This is a genomic window from Methylobacterium sp. B1 (genome assembly GCF_000333255.1).
Taxonomy (GTDB): Bacteria; Pseudomonadota; Alphaproteobacteria; order Rhizobiales; family Beijerinckiaceae; genus Methylobacterium; species Methylobacterium fujisawaense.
On sequence record NZ_BACT01000323.1, the window covers coordinates 1 to 2,464 of the forward strand.

Genomic DNA, 2,464 nt, shown 5'->3' on the forward strand with positions numbered 1-2,464 from the left:
CACTCCGCGGCCGCCGTAACGCGGGCCGGGATTACGCGCGCTGCCGTGTCCTCCGCGACCGACGTCGGCTGCCGTGTCGGCTCACCTTGCGTTTTGGGCAATGATCTCCGAAAACGCCCCCCGTCCGGGAAGCTTAGGCTTGGCCGGGGCTGCCGGCCGTCCGCCGGAGCCCGGCCGACGCGGCGTTCCGATCCGGTTCGAGGACACGTATCGATGATCGATTACGCGCAGGCGCGGCGGATGATGGTCGACTGCCAGTTGCGGACCTTCGACGTGAACGACAACACGGTGCTCGACGCGTTCGACACCGTGCCGCGCGAGGACTTCGTGCCGAAGGGCCGCGAGCCCTTCGCGTATATCGACCAGACCCTGAGCCTCGGTGAGGCCGGCGGCGAGACCCGCTGCATGCCGGCCCCGATGGTCGTGGCCCGGATGATCCAGGCCCTGCGGATCCGGCCGGGCGTCGCCGCCCTCGACGTCGCCACCGGCACCGGCTACGCGGCGGCGGTCATGGCGCAGCTCGGCGCGCAGGTCACGGCGCTGGAATCGGTGCCCGACCTCGCCGAGGCGGCGCGCACCCGGCTCGGCGCCTCCGCACAGGTGATCGAAGGCCCGATCGCCGCCGGCGCGCCCAAGCAGGGGCCCTTCGACGTCATCCTGATCAACGGCCGCGTCGAGGTCCGGCCGCAGGCGCTGCTGAACCAGCTCAAGGATGACGGCCGCCTGGTCTGCGTGTTCGGCCCGCACCGCAACGCCAAGGTCACGCTCTTCGTGCGTGCCGGCGACGCGTTCGGGGCCCGTCCGCTGTTCGACGCGTCGCTGCCCGGTCTCGAGGCCTTCGCGGCGGAAGCCGGCTTCGCGTTCTGACACCGCGCACCGGACCGCCTCCGTCCTCGCGGGCGAAGCGGGCGGATCCGTGACGGGGCGCGCAGGCCGCGATCAGCCGAGCCTGTAATCCCCCAGCCGGGCCCGGCGGGCGCTCCGGCGATATGCCATGACCGAGTCGGGCCAGAGGGTGTTGTTGCGCCCGCTCGCGTCGAGGTACCAGCTGCGGCAGCCCCCGGCCTGCCAGATGCTGTCGGCCATGCGGCTGTGGATCCGGTCGACGAACCGGGCCTGGGCCTCCGGCCGGACCTCGACGGTCTTCGTCCCGCGACGCAGGGCTTTGAGACAGTCGAGGACGTGCTGCACCTGGATCTCGATCATCGAGACGACCGAGTTGTGGCCGAGCCCGGTGTTGGGCCCGAGCAGCATAAAGTAGTTGGGAAACCCCGCGACCGTGATGCCCTGGTAGGCGCCCATGCCGTCGGCCCAGGCCTCGGTCAGAGTCCGGCCGCCGCGGCCGACGAGCTTCATCCGCGCAAAGGTCGCGGTCACGTCGAAGCCCGTGGCGTAGACGATCACGTCGAGGTCGTGGTGCCGTCCGGCCTCGGTGGTCACGCCGGTCTCGGTGATCCGGGCGATGCCGTCCGTCTCCAGGGTGACGTTCGGGCGCTGGAGCGCGGGGTAGTAGTCGTCGGAAATCAGCACCCGCTTGCAGCCGAGCCGGTAGCTCGGCGTCAGCTTCGCCCTCAGGGTCTTGTCGGGGACCGCCTTGGCGAGATGGCGCCGGGCCAGAGCCTCGGCCTGACCGGTGAGCTTCGAGACCTTGGTGAAGCCGAGGAGCGCACGCACCTCGTGCAGCCAGAACAGCCGCGCCCGTTCGAGCCGCCGGCTGAACGGCACGCGCCGGTAGCGGCTCTTGGTGCCCTCCGCGATCGCGTGGTCGTTCTTCGGCATGATCCAGGGCGGCGTGCGCTGGAACAGGGTGAGGTGGGACGCGATGGCGGCGAGCTCCGGCACCACCTGGATCGCGCTGGCGCCCGTGCCGATCACCCCGACGCGCTTGCCCTCGAGCGCCACGGCATGGTCCCAGGCCGCCGTGTGGAAGGCGGGCCCGGCGAACGCCTCGCGACCCGGGATGTCGGGATAGGCGGGATGATGCAGCCCGCCCATCCCGGAGACGATCGCGCGCGCCGTGATCGGCCCCCGGTCGGTCTCCACGTGCCACAGGGCGCGCGCCGCGTCCCACGTGGCCCCGGTGAAGGTCGTGCCCAGCTGGATCAGGGGCATCAGCCCGTTCCGCTCGGCGGTGTCCTTCAGGTAGGCCAGGATCTCCGGCTGCGGCGCGTACATCCGGCTCCAGTCGGCCTTCGGGGCGAAGGACAGGGAGTAGAGGTGCGAGGGGATATCGCAGGCCGCCCCCGGATAGGTGTTGTCGTGCCACGTGCCGCCGATGCCGTCGGCCTTCTCGATCACCCGCAGCGGGCCGATGCCCGCCTGCCGGCACCGGATCGCCATCGCGAGCCCCGAGAAGCCCGCGCCGACGATCAGGACGGCCAGGGTCTCGGACGCGGTCTCGGTCATCGCAGAGGGCTCCCGGAGGGGGCGTGGGGCGCGTGCGCCTTCAGGAAGGCCGCGGCCT

The 2,464-nt window shown here is 71.6% G+C and carries 2 protein-coding genes; one reads left to right on the plus strand and one right to left on the minus strand.

The genetic code is table 11. The features are described from left to right. Nucleotides 1-213: 213 nt before the first annotated feature. Nucleotides 214-867, plus strand: a complete 654-nt coding sequence (locus tag I53_RS09465) for a protein-L-isoaspartate O-methyltransferase (RefSeq protein ID WP_043349657.1) — start codon at nucleotides 214-216, stop codon at nucleotides 865-867. Nucleotides 868-939: 72 nt separating this feature from the next. Here I53_RS09465 and I53_RS09470 read toward each other — a convergent pair whose 3' ends face one another. Continuing rightward, nucleotides 940-2,406, minus strand: a complete 1,467-nt coding sequence (locus tag I53_RS09470; RefSeq protein WP_043349660.1) for an NAD(P)/FAD-dependent oxidoreductase — start codon at nucleotides 2,404-2,406, stop codon at nucleotides 940-942. Between the last annotated feature and the right edge of the window lie 58 nt (nucleotides 2,407-2,464).